The sequence below is a fragment of the Gluconacetobacter dulcium genome (assembly GCF_014174165.1).
Classification (GTDB): Bacteria; Pseudomonadota; Alphaproteobacteria; order Acetobacterales; family Acetobacteraceae; genus Gluconacetobacter; species Gluconacetobacter dulcium.
On sequence record NZ_JABEQN010000017.1, the window covers coordinates 41729 to 56528 of the forward strand.

The 14800-nt window shown below is 65.0% G+C and carries 16 protein-coding genes and 3 pseudogenes; 7 read left to right on the forward strand and 12 right to left on the reverse strand.

Annotation, left to right across the window (positions count from 1 at the left end; translation table 11 throughout):
* Positions 1–162: 162 nt before the first annotated feature.
* From aac(6') to HLH25_RS13700, 4 genes are all read right to left on the reverse strand, one after another.
* Positions 163–612, reverse strand: coding sequence for an aminoglycoside 6'-N-acetyltransferase (gene aac(6'), locus HLH25_RS13685; protein WP_182974599.1), 450 nt, complete (start codon positions 610–612; stop codon positions 163–165).
* Positions 613–722: 110 nt separating this feature from the next.
* On the reverse strand, positions 723–1550 hold the full coding sequence (panB, locus tag HLH25_RS13690; protein WP_182974600.1) for a 3-methyl-2-oxobutanoate hydroxymethyltransferase: 828 nt from the start codon (positions 1548–1550) through the stop codon (positions 723–725).
* A 39-nt stretch (positions 1551–1589) separates the two neighbouring features.
* On the reverse strand, positions 1590–2150 hold the full coding sequence (locus HLH25_RS13695; RefSeq protein ID WP_182974601.1) for a GNAT family N-acetyltransferase: 561 nt from the start codon (positions 2148–2150) through the stop codon (positions 1590–1592).
* Positions 2151–2288: 138 nt separating this feature from the next.
* The gene (locus tag HLH25_RS13700; protein ID WP_182974602.1) at positions 2289–3704 is read right to left on the reverse strand and encodes a helix-turn-helix domain-containing protein; all 1416 of its coding nucleotides are present in this window, start codon (positions 3702–3704) and stop codon (positions 2289–2291) included.
* Between the two features lie 124 nt (positions 3705–3828).
* On the opposite strand from HLH25_RS13700, the gene HLH25_RS13705 reads away from it, so the two are divergent.
* The 3 genes from HLH25_RS13705 (at position 3829) to prpB (ending at position 7534) form a co-directional block, all read left to right on the forward strand.
* Entirely contained in the window at positions 3829–5355 is a 1527-nt protein-coding gene (locus tag HLH25_RS13705; protein ID WP_182974603.1) for an MmgE/PrpD family protein, read from the forward strand.
* 101 nt (positions 5356–5456) lie between these two features.
* On the forward strand, positions 5457–6617 hold the full coding sequence (gene prpC / locus HLH25_RS13710; RefSeq protein ID WP_182974604.1) for a bifunctional 2-methylcitrate synthase/citrate synthase: 1161 nt from the start codon (positions 5457–5459) through the stop codon (positions 6615–6617).
* Positions 6614–7534, forward strand: coding sequence for a methylisocitrate lyase (gene prpB, locus HLH25_RS13715; RefSeq protein WP_182974605.1), 921 nt, complete (start codon positions 6614–6616; stop codon positions 7532–7534). Before prpC ends, prpB begins: the two co-directional genes overlap by 4 nt.
* Positions 7535–7616: 82 nt before the next feature.
* Here prpB and HLH25_RS13720 read toward each other — a convergent pair whose 3' ends face one another.
* Positions 7617–7931, reverse strand: coding sequence for a DUF6525 family protein (locus HLH25_RS13720; protein WP_182974651.1), 315 nt, complete (start codon positions 7929–7931; stop codon positions 7617–7619).
* A 464-nt stretch (positions 7932–8395) separates the two neighbouring features.
* Between HLH25_RS13720 and HLH25_RS20325 the strand changes: the two are divergent.
* The 3 genes and pseudogenes from HLH25_RS20325 to HLH25_RS13730 form a co-directional block, all read left to right on the forward strand.
* A pseudogene (locus tag HLH25_RS20325) lies at positions 8396–8581 on the forward strand (phage virion morphogenesis protein); the annotation flags it as partial.
* Positions 8582–8610: 29 nt separating this feature from the next.
* Positions 8611–8826 (forward strand): annotated as a pseudogene (locus HLH25_RS20330) (phage protease); the annotation flags it as partial.
* A 34-nt stretch (positions 8827–8860) separates the two neighbouring features.
* A complete protein-coding gene (locus HLH25_RS13730; RefSeq protein WP_182974661.1) occupies positions 8861–8998 on the forward strand; it encodes a hypothetical protein in 138 nt (45 codons plus the stop codon).
* Between the two features lie 65 nt (positions 8999–9063).
* On the opposite strand, the gene HLH25_RS13735 is transcribed toward HLH25_RS13730, so the two are convergent.
* The 6 genes and pseudogenes from HLH25_RS13735 to HLH25_RS13760 form a co-directional block, all read right to left on the reverse strand.
* Positions 9064–10368 (reverse strand): replication-associated recombination protein A, encoded by a 1305-nt coding sequence (locus HLH25_RS13735; protein WP_182974606.1) that lies wholly within the window; start codon positions 10366–10368, stop codon positions 9064–9066.
* A 48-nt stretch (positions 10369–10416) separates the two neighbouring features.
* Positions 10417–10839, reverse strand: coding sequence for an alternative ribosome rescue aminoacyl-tRNA hydrolase ArfB (gene arfB / locus HLH25_RS13740; RefSeq protein WP_182974607.1), 423 nt, complete (start codon positions 10837–10839; stop codon positions 10417–10419).
* 64 nt (positions 10840–10903) lie between these two features.
* The gene (locus HLH25_RS13745) at positions 10904–11074 is read right to left on the reverse strand and encodes a glutathione S-transferase family protein (protein WP_182974608.1); all 171 of its coding nucleotides are present in this window, start codon (positions 11072–11074) and stop codon (positions 10904–10906) included.
* A gap of 94 nt (positions 11075–11168) precedes the next feature.
* Positions 11169–11862, reverse strand: a pseudogene (locus tag HLH25_RS13750) (recombinase family protein).
* Between the two features lie 289 nt (positions 11863–12151).
* Positions 12152–12415, reverse strand: a complete 264-nt coding sequence (locus tag HLH25_RS13755) for a type II toxin-antitoxin system RelB/DinJ family antitoxin (RefSeq protein ID WP_012553568.1) — start codon at positions 12413–12415, stop codon at positions 12152–12154.
* A 107-nt stretch (positions 12416–12522) separates the two neighbouring features.
* Positions 12523–12771, reverse strand: a complete 249-nt coding sequence (locus HLH25_RS13760; protein WP_182974662.1) for a hypothetical protein — start codon at positions 12769–12771, stop codon at positions 12523–12525.
* Positions 12772–13265: 494 nt separating this feature from the next.
* Here HLH25_RS13760 and HLH25_RS13765 point away from each other — a divergent pair, with 494 nt between their 5' ends.
* Positions 13266–13757, forward strand: coding sequence for an Hsp20 family protein (locus tag HLH25_RS13765; protein WP_182974609.1), 492 nt, complete (start codon positions 13266–13268; stop codon positions 13755–13757).
* 467 nt (positions 13758–14224) lie between these two features.
* Here HLH25_RS13765 and HLH25_RS13770 read toward each other — a convergent pair whose 3' ends face one another.
* Positions 14225–14782, reverse strand: a complete 558-nt coding sequence (locus tag HLH25_RS13770) for a phosphate-starvation-inducible PsiE family protein (protein ID WP_182974610.1) — start codon at positions 14780–14782, stop codon at positions 14225–14227.
* Between the last annotated feature and the right edge of the window lie 18 nt (positions 14783–14800).

Consider the following 14800-nt stretch of genomic DNA (forward strand, 5'->3'; position numbering starts at 1 on the left):
CAACAAAAGAGCACGAGCATCAATATTTTGATACATTCGCCACAATGTGACGCCCCCCTCTTCGCACATCCCGCGACAAAGACGTCATTTTCCCGAAAAAGGCGGAACGGGGCCGGGTTTTGCCCCTGTCCTGCGTCACCGGACCATGCGCCGGTCAGGCTCTCAGCGCAGACTGCGTCGGAAAAACACGACCCGCTCGGTTTCGGCGAATCCCAATGCCGCGTGCATCGCATGGCTGTCCGTATTGGACACATCCGCATCCGATGCGATTTCCGCACATCCCAGCCCGCGCGCCCACGCCACCACCCGGTCGATCAACAGGCGCGCCACCCCGTGCAGCCGCCAGTCCGGCGATACATAAAGCCCCTCGACAAAGGCGACGGGCGAGGTCGTGCACCCATTCACATAATCATGCCGCAGCGCCGCCTCGGCAAAGCCGCACACATCCCTTCCGGCAACGGCCAGAAAGGCCACATGACCGGCATCCGGTGCCGCCATGGCCCGCTCGATCTCTTCCCGGTGCCCGGCAACACCCTCCGCCGGCCACAACGCCACCCGCAGGGCCGCATAAGCACCGATATGACCTGCGGACACCGCTATGATTTCCATCATCCGCCCTTCCGTCGCCCCGCGTGCGCCGGACAAGCCTCATCCGCCCCAAGGCGTGTCCAAACGAAGCGCGCCCCGCCATGACGGTCACACCGTCGCAAGCACTCTCCCTGTCATCCCTCCAGCGCGCGCGACAGTTCGTCCGGGTCCATGCTGCTGCTCTGCGCCGCCGTGGGGAAGGCGCCGGATTGCACATCGCCCACATAGGCCCGCACCGCCTCCTCGATCGCGACACCGATATCGGCATAACGCTTTGCATGGCGCGGCGATTTACCCGGCAACAGGCCCAACAGATCGTGCCACACCTGCACCTGCCCGTCGCACCCCGCCCCGGCCCCGATGCCGATCACCGGAATCCGCAGCCGCTGCGTCACCGCTTCCGCCAGCGGCGCCGGCACCAGTTCCAGCACCAGGGCAAACGCCCCGGCATCCTGCAAGGCCAGCGCGTCCTCCACCAGCCGCCGTGCCGCCTCCGCCTGCCGCGCCTGCACGCGCAGGCCCAGCGTATGCTGTGCCTGCGGCGTCAGGCCCAGATGGCCCATCACCGGCACGCCCAGTTCGGTCAGCCGCCGCACCGTCGGGGCAATGGATACCCCGCCTTCCAGCTTCAGCGCCTGCACCCCGGCCTCCTGCATCACCCGCCGGGCGGAGGCGATGGCATCGGCCTCGGTCGCATAGGTCAGAAACGGCAGGTCGGCCACCACCAGCGCCCGGCTGCTGCCACGCACCACGGCACGCGCATGGCGGATCATGTCGTCCAGCGTCACCGGCAGGGTGGTGTCGGCCCCATGGACCACCATCCCCAGCGAATCCCCCACCAGCAGCATCGGCACCTGCGCCCGTTCAGCCAGCGCGGCGGATGGGTGATCGTACGCCGTCAGCATGGCGATCCGCTGCCCGGACTCCTTCATGGCCTGGATGTCGAAAACGGTGATACGCATGATACGATCCATGAAATTTGGCGGTTTATGAAAGGACGATCAGGAAACGAGAGAAACCGGCCGCCGCATGGCGCACCGCCGCGCCCCCGGCAGGCCATGCGCCACTTCCGCCGCCAGAACGTCCCGCAAACGCGGCGTCAGCGCCACGTCGGGCAGGACCGCAAAACCGGCGCGCGCATAGAACGGCGCATTCCACGCCACATCCCGAAACGTCGTCAGGGTCACAGCCGCCATCGCCTGCGCCGCCGCATAAGCAGCCGCGTGCTCCAGCAACGCCCGGCCCAGTCCCCGGCCCTGATGCGCGGGTGCCACCGACATCTCCCACACATGCAGCACCGCCCGGCCGGCATCCGCGCCATCACCGTCCTCGCCCGCCACACGGGCGGACAGAAAACCGGCAACAGCCTCGCCATCCACAGCCACCCAGCACGTTCCGGCCTCAATGGCCGCCAGATGCGCCTCCGCCGGCATCACGCCGTCATCCGCGATCCAGGCCAGATCGGGGATGGTGCGAAACAGCGCGCCCGACGCCTCTTCCACCGCCGGCAACAGCACGGCCTCATCCGGCCGGGCCGGCCGGATCTGCCAGTCACCATGCATCTGCCATTCTCCCTGTCCCGATGTCGCGCTTTTCATGACGCCGTGCATGGAACGGACCCGCCATGCGGTCAATCCACCCATGGCCGGCCTGGAAATCCAGGCCGGCGGCGATCAAGCACGCATTTCCACGCAACGCTCTCACGGTGCCACCATGTGATACGGCACCACCCCGCGCTCCTCGCTGCCCGCGTCGATCCCGAAGCCGGTGGCCGGGATCGCCCGATGGCGGCAATCGGTGCGGATGCAGGCCCGACACCCCGGCCCGATCGGGATCACCATCCGGTCGTCCGTCAGGTCCAGCCCCGCCGAATAGACCAGTTCCGGAGCATGCGACACCGCGCACCCCAGCACGATCGCCACCAGGCGCGGCCGGTCGAAATAGGAAACCGGAGAATGCCCCACCGTCCGCGCAACGCTGATATAGACGGCCTCATCGGTGGTGCGCGACATCTGGACATGCAGCTTGCCCGGCGCCGAAAAACATTCGAACACATTCCATTGCGCGCACAACCCGCCGAACCGCGCGCGGCTGAAGCGGGTGGCGCTGTAGCTCTTCAGCACATTGCCGGCGATATCGGTCTTGATGAAATAGAACGGAATCCCCTCCGCCCCCGGCCGCTGCATGGTGGAGAGCCGATGGCACACCTGCTCGAAACTCACCCCGAACTGGCGCTGCAACAAATCCAGATCATGCCGCGTCTGCCGCGCCGCCCGGCGAAACCGCTCATAAGGCAGCAGCAGCGCCCCGGCGAAATAATTGCTCATCCCCACGGTAGCCAGCGCCCGCGCATCGGCGCTGCCCAGCCCCGATCGGCGCACCGGCCGGGCCAGAACCTGCCCGTAATCCAGCCGCCCGATCACCTGCGCCAGCCAGAACGCACTGCTCTCCGGCGGCGCGCCCCCGGTCAGCGACAACCGGCGCGCCCGCCGGTCGAACCGCCACATCACCCCTTCCCGGTCCAGCCCCGCATCGGTCACGATCCGGATATCGTGCCGGTCGCGCAGATAACGCCCCAGCATCTCGGCCGGCCCGCCCTCGTCCAGCCGCGCGGTCTCGTACAGCCCTTCCGCCGCACGGTCGATCTCGTCGAAATAATTCCGTTCGGCCTGCACCCAGTCGCCCACCGAGTCATACGACCCGGTGCCCGGCTGCGGCGCCGGCGTCGCGGCCCCCCCCGGCCCCCGCTCCTCCCGCAACGCGCGAAAGGCGCGATAGAGCGTCACGAACTGGTCGCACAGCCACGGCGCGCCCCGCACCGCCTCCTGCAACTGCCGCGGATAGGGCATGGTACTGAACAGCGGGTCCCCCAGGATCTCGCGCAGCACCTGCATGCGCTGAACATCGCCACTGTCGCTGAACCAGGTCGGCTCCACGCCGAACATCGTGCAAAGTTTTAACAGAATGCCGGGCGTCAAAGGGCGCTGATCGTTCTCGATCTGGTTGAGATAGCTCGCGGAGAGACCCAGCGCCGTCGCCAGTCCCTGCTGCGACTGCCCATTCCTGTTGCGCAAATCACGGATTCTCGACCCAGCGAAGATCTTCTCGCCCGCCATTGCCACCTTCGCACCCTTCGCAAAACCACTGCCCGACCGTGGCACCATTTCGCCCGGATCGCCATTCCCGAATGCGCGAGAACGGCCATACTCCGCAGCAAGGCCCCTGAAGAGGAACGAAGCCATGCGGCATTACGACATCACCGTTCACCCCGAGAGCGACCGGCTGGCGCGCAACGCGCAACTGGCCTGGCAGATCGCCGAGGTCGCGGCCGACCCGGTCGCCATCGTCCCCGACGTCACCGAGATGATCATCAATCGCGTGATCGACAACGCCTCGGTCGCCATCGCCTCGGTCAACCGCCACACGGTGGTCAGCGCCCGCGCCGAAGCCCTGGCCCATGCCAGGCCCGGCGGCGCCACCCTGTTCGGCTGCGGGCCGGACGTGCGCGTCCACGCCGAATGGGCCGCCTGGGCCAACGGCACGGCGGTGCGCGAACTGGATTACCACGACACGTTCCTGGCCGCCGAATATTCGCATCCCGGCGACAACATCCCCGCCATCCTCGCCGTGGCCCAGCAATGCGGCCGCTCGGGCGCCGAACTGGTGCGCGGCATCGCCACCGGCTACGAAATCCAGATCGACCTGGTGCGGGCGATCTGCCTGCACAAGCACAAGATCGACCATGTCGCCCATCTCGGCCCATCGGTCGCGGCCGGCATCGGCACCCTGCTGGGCCTGCCCACCGAGACCATCTACCAGTCGATCCAGCACGCCCTGCACGTCACCACCGCCACCCGCCAGAGCCGCAAGGGCGAGATTTCCTCATGGAAAGCCTACGCCCCCTCCCACGCCGGCAAGATGGCCGTCGAGGCCGTGGACCGCGCCATGCTGGGCGAAACCTCCCCCAGCCCGATCTACGAGGGCGAAGACGGCGTGATCGCCTGGATGCTGGACGGCAAGGATGCCCATTACCGCGTCGCCCTGCCCGAGGCCGGCGAAGCCAAACGCGCGATCCTCGACAGCTACACCAAGGAACATTCGGCGGAATATCAAAGCCAGGCCCTGATCGACCTCGCCTTCCGCCTGGGCGCCGAGGTCAAAGCGTCCGGCCGCAGTTGGGACGACGTGAAGGACATCCTGATCGAGACCAGCCACCACACCCATTACGTGATCGGCACCGGCTCCAACGACCCGCAGAAATTCGACCCCACGGCCTCGCGCGAGACGCTGGACCATTCGATCATGTATATCGTCGCGGTCGCCCTGCAGGACGGCGCGTGGCACCATGTCCGCTCCTACCTGCCCGAGCGCGCGCAACGCGAAGACACGGTACGGCTATGGCGCAAGATCCACACGGTGGAAGACCCGAAATGGACCGCCCGCTATCACGCCGACGATCCGGCGGTAAAAGCCTTCGGCGGCCGCATCACCATCGCCTTCAATGACGGCACGAAGCTGGACGGCGAACTGGCGGTGGCCAACGCCCACCCCCTGGGCGCGACCCCGTGGACCCGGCCCGACTACATCCGGAAATTCCGCGTCCTGACCGAAGGCATCCTGCTTCCCGCCGAAATCGAACGCTTCCTGGACGTCGCCCAACGCCTGCCCGCCCTGCGTGCCGACGAACTGCGCCATCTCGAAATCACCCTTCCGCCGCAATTGCTGAAAGCCACCGACAAGACCGGAATCTTCAATTTCCCGGCATAAAAGACCACCCCACCCCTCAACGAACAGGGGTGAAGGGGACGAGAGTCCCCTTCCGGGTGCAGGGCAGCGCCCTGCGAAAAGGCACAAAAAGGAGACGTGACATGACCCAAGCGTCCAAGCCCAAGAAATCGGTCGCCCTCTCCGGCGTCACCGCCGGCGAAACCGCCCTCAGCTCGGTCGGCCACACCGGCAACGACCTGCATTATCGCGGCTACAACATCAAGGACCTCGCGGAATCCTGCGCGTTCGAGGAAGTCGCCCACCTGCTGATTCACGGCCACCTGCCCGACGCCGCCGAACTGGCGGAATACAAGGAGCGCCTGCGCGCCATGCGCGGCCTGCCCGTCCGCCTGCGCCGCCTGCTGGAGGACATCCCGGCCGCCGCCCACCCGATGGACGTCATGCGTACCGGCGTGTCCGCCCTGGGCTGCATCCTGCCCGAACGGCGCGACATGAACCCGGTCGGCGCGCGCGAAATCGCGGACCGGCTGCTGGCCTCCATGGGTTCGGTGCTGCTGTACTGGTATCATTTCTCGACCAACGGCAAACGCATCGACGTCGAGACCGACGACGAGACCATCGGCGGCCATTTCCTGCACATGCTGCACGGCCACGCCCCGCCGGCCGAGTGGGTCAGCGCCATGCACGCCTCGCTGATCCTGTACGCGGAGCATGAATTCAACGCCTCGACCTTCGCCTGCCGCGTGGTGGCCGGCACGGGGTCGGACATGTATTCCGCCGTCACCGCCGGCATCGGCGCGCTGCGCGGCTCGCGCCACGGCGGCGCCAACGAGGTGGCGCTGGAAATCCAGCAGCGGTACCAGACGCCGGACGAAGCCCAGGCCGACATCCTGCGCCGGCTGGAAAACCGCGAGGTCGTGATCGGCTTCGGCCACCCGGTCTACACCATCGCCGATCCGCGCAACGCGGTGATCAAGCAATGGGCGGAACGCCTGTCGGCCCGCAGCGGCGCGATGCGCCTCTACAACGTGGCGGAGCGGATCGAGGGCGTCATGGCCGAACGGCGGAACATGTTCGCCAATCTCGACTGGTTCAGCGCCGTTTCCTACAACATGATGCGCATCCCCACCGCCATGTTCACGCCGATCTTCGTCATCGCGCGCCTGACCGGCTGGAGCGCCCACGTCATCGAACAGCGCGAGAACGGCAAGATCATCCGCCCCTCGGCGGACTATATCGGGCCGGACAAGAGGCCCTTCACCCCCGTGCACCAGCGCGGCGGCATGGAGAAAGCAGCATGATTTACCTGACAGGCGGCGCCGCCGCCGACAAATCGGCGGGCCAACGCTTCCGCGCCCAGCTCAATGCGCCCGGCATCCTGCAACTGCCCGGCGCCCATAACGGACAGGCCGCGCTACAGGCCAAGGACGCCGGCTTCGACGCGCTCTATCTCTCGGGCGCGGCCATGACGGCCAGCATGGGCCTGCCCGACCTGGGCATCATCACCATCGACCAGGTGACGTTCTTCATCCGCCAGATCGTCAACGCCACCGGCCTGCCCCTGCTGGTCGATGGCGACACCGGCTACGGCGAGGTGCTCAACGTCATGAACATGGTCCGCACCTTCGAAGATGCGGGCGCCGGCGCCGTGCATCTGGAAGACCAGATCCTGCCCAAGAAATGCGGCCACCTGAACAACAAGAAGCTCGCCACCCCGCACGACATGGCCATGAAAGTCGGCGCCGCCCGCAAGGCCGCGCGCGATCTGGTCGTCATCGCCCGCACCGACGCGGCGGCCAGCGAGGGCATCGACGGCGCCGTCGCGCGCGCCAAACTCTATATCGAAGCCGGCGCCGACGCGATCTTCCCCGAAGCCCTGACGACGGCGGACATGTTCCGCGAATTCGCCCGCCGCATGCCCGGCGTCAAGCTGTTGGCCAACATGACCGAATTCGGCCGCACCCCCTTCTTCACCGCCAGCGAATTCGCGGACATGGGCTACAGCATGATCATCTGGCCCGTCAGTTCGCTGCGGGTCGCCAACAAGGCGCAGGAAGATTTGTACACCACCCTGCGCCGCGACGGCAGCACCGAGGCCATGCTGCCCCACATGCAAACCCGCGAGGCCCTCTACCGAACCCTGCGCTATCACGAATACGAGGCGCTGGATCAGTCGATCGTGGAAACGGTTCTGCCAAAGGTCGGCGAACCGGCATAAAAAACCCGGTCGTCAAACCCCGCGACCCGCCGGAAGGGGACACCATCCCCTTCCCCCCACCCGTTCCGCCGCGCGCGGCCCGTCATCGCACCGACGCATCGGCCGGCCGGCCGCGCAGGATGGTCGCGCCCGCCGCATCATGGGGCAATGCCGCGCCATATGCCTGCGCATATCGCGCGGCGAAAGCCGCCCGCTCCAGCCTTTCACAATAATCGAGATACCGGATCAACGCCCGTTCCGCGCGCGGCGTCCGTCCATGGAGCCGTCTGTAATGGCGCCAGAGAACCATCACATTCACCGACCACGCATCATAAGCGTGTTCGGCGACCCGTTGACGGATCGCGGGAGGCAGCACGTCGAACGCCTCCCAGTCATCCCCATCGTATCGCCGCCACATCTCATGCCGCACCGTCCGCTCGTTGCCCGCAACCGGCAGCGTCCCGGCCTCCGTGCCACCTGCGGACAACACGCAAACCCCAGCTCTTTCGTCCATCACAGCGGCCGCCCATTCCGTTCTGTTCGGCCCAGTCTATATCGTATATTATAACATAACAATATAGCCTATCGCGGACGACTCCCCTCCTCCGCCCGCGTCGATCACGCCCCCTCCTCTTCCGCCCCCGCGCACGCCGCCTCCCGTCCGGAAAAAGAGACAGGCCGGCGTCTGGCGCGGCGCGGTTTTCTATGGGGAAGGATGGAGGACGGAACACGCGAATAGGGCCTCCCGGAAACCCTATAATCCGCCCCTTGGGAGGTGGCTGCGCTGGGGAGAATATCGGCGCTCTCACCGCGTGTTCCGCGCCTGCACGATGACGGACGGATACGGGAAAATCAATGGCGCAGATCAGACTGACCGGGACGATGCGAGAGATCGCCTCGGCCCTGGATCGCATCGCCGCGATCGGGCGCTACCCGTCGCGGGTGCTGGCGGCGGTGGGCGAGGACTTGATCCAGTCCACCCAGTGGCGGTTCGAGACCCAGACGGCGTCGGACGGCACGCCCTGGACGCCGCTGAATCCGCATCACGCGGCGGACAAGGCGGCGGCCCGGCACCGGCCGTTGGCTGGATCGTCGCGATGCAGGCCCGCCAGGACGGCATCTGGGGGCGTGTCGAATGGACGCCCGACGGACGCGCCCTCGTGGAAGGGCGCGCCTATCGCGGGATTTCGCCCGCGTTCATGGCCCCGAACGGCCGGGTGACGCAGGTCGCCCGCGCATCCCTCACCAATCTGCCCAACCTGCAACTCGCCTCTCTGCACAACCAGGGGAACCGAACGGACCTCGCTGACATCCGGCGGAGGCTCGGCCTCCCCGAAACCGCGACCGATGCCGACGTGGCCGCCGCGCTGGCTGGTGCGCCCCGATGGCTACGTCGCCGCGACATCCCGCGCGGGAAAATGGTCACCCATCGAAGCGGCCCTGTCGAAGATCGTGGTCCCAACTGCCCACGACCCGAAAACGTAAGATCCTGTCGAAGAATCCACACCAGCGACAATCCGCCATCCCATGCGAACGGGCTCCGCTCCGGATCAGGTCCGCCCCCGGCGCGGCGGCTCCTCACCGGTCACACGCTGCCAATATTCATCGGCCCGCTTCTCGAACGTCGCCGCATCGCGGGCATCGCTCTGATACAGCGTCCCCTTCGCGATCGGCGCATAAACCTGCTCCACCCAACCGCGCGGGTCGTCATGGGGAAAGCGATATCCGACATGGCCGAGCGACGCCGCCCCCTTGTAATGGGTATCGCGCAGATGCAGCGGCACCGCGGCAGGCGGATTGCTCGTCACATACTGCATGGCGGTAGAAATCCCCCGGCACGCCGAGCCCGATTTGGGCGCCCGCGCCACATGCAGCGCCGCATGCGCCAGCACGATCTGCGCCTCGGGATACCCGATCTTCTCCACGGCCTGCATCGCCGCCACGGCGGTCTGGAGCGCGGTATTGTCGGCCAGCCCCACATCCTCCGACGCATGGATCATGATCCGCCGCGCGATATAGCGCGGGTCTTCACCGCCATGGATCAGGCGCGCCAGCCAGTACAGCGTGGCATCCGGGTCCGACCCGCGCATCGATTTCACGAAGGCCGATACGACATCATAATGCGCATCGCCCGACCGGTCGTGATTGACGGGCGCCGCCGCATAAGCCTCATCCAGCATCGCGTCGCTGACCGTGACCGCCCGCGCTTCATGCCCCACCGCCAGGCTTTCCAGCGTCGTCAGCGCCCGGCGCGCGTCGCCCCCCGAACGGCCCGCGATCCGGCGAACCTGCTCCCCCGTCAGCCCGATCTCCACGCCCTCGGCGCGCAGATGGCCGATGCCACGCCGCACCACCTGCTCCATCTCGTCGAGACTCAGCGGCTCCAGCTTCAGGATCGTCGAGCGCGACACCAGCGCCGGGGTCAGCACATGATACGGGTTGCCGGTGGTGGCCCCGATGAAATCGGCCGTGCCTTCCTCGCAGATCGCCAGCAGGTCATCGGTCTGGGTCGCCGTGAAACGCTGCACTTCATCGACGAAGATCAGCAGCGGCACCATCCGCGCCTCGTCCGCCAGCTTGCGGATGTCCGAAACACCGCTGCGCGTCGCATGCAGCGGGCGGAACCGCTTGCCGAGCATGTTCCCCACGGCCCGCGCGATCGAGGTCTTGCCCACGCCGGGCGGTCCGTAAAGGATGACGCTGCCCAGCGCCCCGCCGGCAATCCGCCGGCGCAGGATAGACCCCGGCGCGATCGCCGCCGACTGCCCGATCACGTCATCCAGCGTCGCCGGGCGCAACTGGGCGGCCAGCGGCACCCGCCCCAGCGGCGCCCCGCTGTCGAAAAGATCGCTCATCGCTCACCCCGGGACCGAATTGCCCGGACCAACGTGGGCGCGCCCCGCCTAATCATCCAACCGCACCGAACGCCCCCGCTTGATACCCGCCCGATGGGCCTTGCCATCCAGCCGGCGCTGGCGCGCGGCCCGACCAGGCCGCGTGGCCACACGAAAGGCGGGGCGATGCGCCGCCTCGCGGATCAATTCGGCCAGCCGCTCGATGGCATCCTCGCGGTTGCGCAGCTGCGTGCGAAACCGCCGCGCCGTGATCACGATCACCCCATCCCGCGTGGCACGGCTACCCGCGACTTCCAGCAGCCTCACCCGCACCCGTTCGGGCAGCGAAGGCGAGCGCGCGGCGTCAAACCGCAACTGCGCCGCCGTGGCCACCTTGTTGACGTTCTGCCCGCCAGGGCCGGATGCAAGGATGTAGCTGACCTCCAGCTCGGTCTCGGCCAGCGACAGTCCGGGAAGGATCGGGATTGCCATGGCGCGCGACATACCATGTTTCGCGCCGCCACGCGCTATTCCTCCGTGATCGCAGATCTGCCGTCTATCCGCTTGTGGGCAGTTCGAACATATCAATGGTTTCAGGTTCATCCTGTCCAGAGGCAAACCACGCCTGCGCCAGCGGGTGAGAGAGCATCCGCTCCAGATAGCGCCCGGCACGACCTTCCAAGGAAACACCGTAAGTCTGGAAGCGGGAAGCCACCGGCGCGAACATGATATCGGCGGCCGTGAAGTATCCAAACAGCCAAGGCCCCCCAGGGGGGTTCTCCGCCGTCTCCCCTATCGCCGCCACGCGCGCGATATCGGCTTCAACTTCCAGCGTCCGCTGGGGCCGCCGATTGCGCCCCCCCCGCAATACCCGATACCGACACTCCCGAAGCCCTGGCTCCGGGAGTGTTCGTGTTTTTGGCCCCCTGATCGCGTGACGCGGCGAAGTCGAGCAGGTTTCCGAGTTCGCCATGGAGCGTGGCGTGCATCTCGCCCCGGCCTTTGCCGGGATGAAGCACGATCTTCTCGATCAGGGCGCGGATGGCCTCGGACGCTTCCTGCCGGTCCTCGGGGTGGTTCAGGGTTTCCGCCAGCCGCTCGACCTTGTGCTTGAAGATCGCCGCGACATTGGGATGGATACCCGCCTCGACCCGGCCCCGAAGGCCGCGATGGGTCTTCATCGCTAGGTCCTTGAGGAACAAAGCGTTCATCGTGCCTTTGAGGCCGCCGTGAAGTTCGGAGATCTCGCCCTCGGCCAGGGTGACAATGGTCACGCCGGCAAACTGGAGACGCTTGAACAGGGTAGCGACGTCGGCCTGGTCGCGGGACACGCGATCGAGGGATTCGGCCAGCACGACGTCGAACTGCCCGGCCTGAGCCGTCGCGCAGCACGGTCTGGATGCCGGGGCGCAGGATCATGCTGGCCCCGAAGATGGCCGCGTCGCGGTAATACTCCACCACCTGCCAGTCCTCGCGCGTGGCGCGTTCCTCACAGAGGCGGAACTGGTCCTCGATCGAAGCCCCCCGCTGGTTGTCCGAGGATTAGCGGGCATAGAGAGCAACGCGGGTCATGGCGAATCTCCCGATAGGTGGTTTTGTAAGGTTTACCTCTTGCGGTTTCTGCCGCTGGGCTGATGTGTCCGATCGGCTGGCGTCTCCGGGATGCGCCCGGTTGCCGCCGTGTAGATGTCGCTATCCTCGCGGCGTCCGACCGCGATGACGAAGATGACGATCCGCTGTTCCACGACCTGATAGACGAGGCGGTAGCCGTCCTAGAGCACGATCGTCGAACTCGATCGCGTATTCAGTCATCCGGATGGCGGGCCTTCAAGTCCGCCAGCGTCATGCGATGACGCGGCGCGGGATCGGCGAGGCGTTCGCGGACGATCTCGATCAGCCTTGCATCCTCGTCGGTCACAAGGCGGCGCTTGACCGGCGGCTGGCCGGTCTCGGCGATATAGGCCAGGGTATCGCGCAGCACGTCGGACAGGGACATGCCTTGCGCCGACAGCTTCGCGACAGCGGCGGCCTTGAGGGTGTCATCGACACGGAACGTCACGGCGGACATGGCTTCCTCCTGATTGCAGGACAAATGTAATACATTTGTACGAATAAAGGAAGCGCAAAACAGGTGATCCCGGCCTGCCTGAAATGGTGCCCTGGATGGGACAGGCGTCATTCATCTGGTTCCTCTCGACTTGCTGTCCTTCGGTCTGACGGATCGTTGTCGTTGGCTGTGTCAATCTGACCCAGCCGCCGTTGGAATTCCTCGCGGGCGATCTGGCGTCCAAGCATCCTGGCGAGGATGAACACCAGTTCGTCCATCCGCGCTTTCATCGCCGGATCGGATGCGGTTCCCGACGGGTTATTATCATTGGCCGGCGCGATCGGCCCAGTCTTCGCCCTGCGGTCCTTGCCCGTCATCGTCCTGCCCTTCCCGTCTGGAGAGAACCGGATCATGGGGCATGAAAAACGAATACCTCAAGGCAAGGGCGTTGTACTTTGGAAGCGAGGACATGGTACTCGTGTCGGAAATTGTAGGCGTGTGCGTACTCTGGCGTATCCGGGCGTAATCCGGCGGACGACAAAAGGAGAACGTTCGGTGATATGATGAATAACTATTAATTATTCTGATGGTTTTGTGAATAAGGCGGGGCGTCAGAAGCACAGAATCTTCAGTTGAAGCGCCGCATAATTCACGGCGTTGCTACACCTGCTTTTGCCATAGCGCCGGATCGTGATGGGGCAGGCAATGAAGACGCGATAGAGGGCGCCCAAACCTGCCTTTCTGCATTTTTGATGCCTCTTGACACCATGCACGGAGTTCCCAGATTGAATTTGCCGGCCGCCGAAGGGGTCGGCAGACAGAACTATCAGTTTTGATCTTGTGTCCATGTTGCTCAAAGGAGGATATGGCTATGAGAGCCACCGTTGATTTTGCCCCCCTGTTCCGTTCGAGCGTGGGTTTTGACAGAATGCTCAATGCCCTTGATCTCGCCGGTCGGATTCCGACGGCCGATAACTGGCCGCCTTACGATATCATCAAGACCGGTGAGGATGATTACCGGATCGACATGGCGGTTGCCGGACTTGCCGAGAACGACCTTACGATCACCCAGGAGCGCAATATTCTTGTCGTGGCAGGACGAAAGGCGCTGGAGCCGCAAAGTGCCGGCGAATATCTCCATCGTGGTATTGCGGGCAGAGAATTCGAACGCCGCTTCGATCTGGCCGAGCATATGAAAGTCACCGATGCGCACTTCGAGAACGGACTTCTGTCCATTACCCTGAAACGTGAGATACCCGAAGCGATGAAGCCGCGTCGTATCGCGATTACGTCCTCTACAATACGTGCGGACCGTGCGGAAGAAGCCGTGCCCCAGATCGAGGCACGGAAAGAGGCAGCCTGATAGCGTGACGAAACCTCTCCCCCGGCCATTCATCCGGCCGGGGGAGAGTCTCGAAAGGTCATGAGCATGAAGAGGATGAAAATATTTCTGCCATGCGCTGCTCTGGGCTTGTCTCTACTGAGCCAGTCGGACGCACATGCTGCTGATCTCGCCCGGGCGGCTGCAACATCGTTCGATGCGAGGGCGACTGAGGGAACGTCCACAATCCCCAAAACCGGAGCGCGCACTCATTACGAATGACGCCACAGGTGATATGCTGGTCGACAGCTTGAACGCAAGCCAGTTGGATCAGAATTACAAGGGGCCGGTCTATTATCCCGGACAACCCATTCCGCCGTTCCGGCCCATCGACACAGATCATCTGGCGCCGTCAGGGCCAGAGACGGCGAAGAAGTCGTCCTCATCGCACGGGACGTAATGGGGCTTTGAGTAAAGGCGGCGTTAGAGACCGCCTTTACCTCGACTCTTCAGGATGAAGACCGTTCAGGCTCACAGCGGGCCGCAGGATTATCTTCGAGATGCGCCTGTTCCCTGGCATCGCGCGCGACACGCGCATCCTGTTCGCGAACCAGCCAGTAGACGATGCCCAGAGCCAGAACAGCCGCCGAGAGAGCGAACAATTCCAGGGCAGTCACATCATGCAGATCCAGCAGGATGAATTTGCGGGCAATCGCCAGGAGAGCGATCAGGACGATGGTCCGCACCCGGATGACGTTCTCATGCTGGGCAAGAACGACCAGCAGGGAGTGCTTGAACTCAAGAGCGATGATAACAGTAAAGATCGCGCCAAAAATCGCCTGGAAGATCGTCTGATTGATCGGATCGATTCCGACATCGACGACCAAATGCCATACCGCGCCGATCAGATGAATCGTCGCTATGGCGGTTACCAGCATGATGAGCGCAATCAGGGTCAGAATGATCGCCTGTTCAAAACGCTCGTAGAATGTCAGGCCCCTGAACAGCTTGATGAGCCGGGACCAGTCCCTGCTCTGCCAGGAACGTTTCATGGAGAGGTCTTCCATAGCCGTTTTCCCATCTAT